This is a genomic window from Leyella stercorea DSM 18206 (genome assembly GCF_000235885.1).
Lineage (GTDB): Bacteria > Bacteroidota > Bacteroidia > Bacteroidales > Bacteroidaceae > Prevotella > Prevotella stercorea.
Map to the genome: position 1 here is coordinate 1 of NZ_JH379371.1, position 1,106 is coordinate 1,106.

At 50.3% G+C, this 1,106-nt stretch carries 1 protein-coding gene; it reads right to left on the minus strand.

From position 1 onward, the window contains the following. Positions 1 to 10 precede the first annotated feature (10 nt). Positions 11 to 1,106 (minus strand): RHS repeat domain-containing protein (locus HMPREF0673_RS01770; protein WP_007897320.1); only part of this gene is annotated, 1,096 nt, incomplete at its 5' end.

The following is a 1,106-nucleotide window of genomic DNA, read 5'->3' on the forward strand; positions in this document are numbered from 1 at the left end:
ATGCGCTAAATTAATTCCGCCAACGGGTTACAGAAGTATATGTTGTACCTACTGGAACTGCTTGAGTAGCACCTCCTAAATATGAGTTGACTGAAGAGCTTATGGGGACAAATGGCCCTTGAGGATTACCTCCCCACCCGACATCAGGAATATGACCTGCAACTTGTCCCGATTTAAATAATTCAGGATTGTCTATTCGGTATTTATTAGCTGCGTCACTTGCTTTTTTTCTAAGTTCTCTGGAAACTGGTTGGCGGGTCAAACCATCTGGTGGAATTTGTTTATTCCATCTCGATACAAAATCTTCTAATTCATCAGATTCCTTAGATCCTTTACTAAATTTGCGTTTAATTTTTAATACTCCATCTTCCACATTAGCACATTTTTCTAACCCCAATATATCTAACCACGTATTCACATCCAGCACATATCCGTAGAGAGTAGGATTGTTTCCTGCCAGTCCAATTGGGTCAGAAGAAATATATATCCCCATTTCAGGCGAGTAGTACCTGAATCTGTTGTAATACAATCCCGTTTCTTCATCCTCGTACTGCCCCTGATAGCGGAACGGCACGAGCGTTCGGTCCCCATGACATTCCGCCACCCTGCCGTACACATCCAGCAGCATCTCCCAGACAAGCTTTCCCTTGCTGTCGTATGCCTGCGTCGGCGTACCGAGGTAGTCATGCACTATCGTGTAGCGTTCCCCGTCCGTGACCTTCGCCACAGGAGTGAACGACGTTCCGTCATAGACCCATGTCACAAGGTTGTCCGGCTTCTCCGTGCCGTCGTATTCCTTGCGTCCGGTCTCGTCCGTGACGAGCTTCGGTCTGTCGGCTTCCTCAATGTCCCATTCATGCAGCACCACGTTGCCGTCCCAGCCGAAACGGTGTACGGTGTCGCCCGTCCTTTTTGACACCCGTCTGCCGAGGGCGTCATAGCCGAACGTTATCGTCCTGCCGTCGGGAGTCCTCACCCCGGCAAGCATACCGTTGGCCTGCCACTCGTAGCAGGTGTCGCCCGGCTGCCAGCAGGCGAACGGAGTGGTTTCCTTGCTGCCGTTATCGGTATCCACATCGTCCGCAGAGAACAGCATACCGAGCCAT